Source organism: Pseudomonas ovata (genome assembly GCF_003131185.1).
GTDB classification, from domain to species: domain Bacteria; phylum Pseudomonadota; class Gammaproteobacteria; order Pseudomonadales; family Pseudomonadaceae; genus Aquipseudomonas; species Aquipseudomonas ovata.
In genome coordinates this window covers 1-518 of record NZ_QFFU01000072.1, presented here as the reverse complement: position 1 = coordinate 518, position 518 = coordinate 1, and the positions used below count along the sequence as shown (strand labels likewise).

The 518-nt window shown below is 53.3% G+C and carries 1 rRNA gene; it reads right to left on the bottom strand.

Going from position 1 to position 518, the window contains the following annotated elements:
* A 16S ribosomal RNA gene (locus DGA31_RS29500) occupies positions 1–466 on the bottom strand; the annotation flags it as partial.
* Positions 467–518: the final 52 nt, after the last annotated feature.

Sequence of the window (518 nt, the reverse complement as noted above, 5' to 3'; positions counted from 1 at the left end):
CACGTATTAGGTAACGACCCTTCCTCCCAACTTAAAGTGCTTTACAATCCGAAGACCTTCTTCACACACGCGGCATGGCTGGATCAGGCTTTCGCCCATTGTCCAATATTCCCCACTGCTGCCTCCCGTAGGAGTCTGGACCGTGTCTCAGTTCCAGTGTGACTGATCATCCTCTCAGACCAGTTACGGATCGTCGCCTTGGTGAGCCTTTACCCCACCAACTAGCTAATCCGACCTAGGCTCATCTGATAGCGCAAGGCCCGAAGGTCCCCTGCTTTCTCCCGTAGGACGTATGCGGTATTAGCGTCCGTTTCCGGACGTTATCCCCCACTACCAGGCAGATTCCTAGGCATTACTCACCCGTCCGCCGCTCTCAAGAGGTGCAAGCACCTCTCTACCGCTCGACTTGCATGTGTTAGGCCTGCCGCCAGCGTTCAATCTGAGCCATGATCAAACTCTTCAGTTCAATACTGCATGGGTTTTGAGAAAACCCTAAACTTGGCTCAGCAATCGTTGGT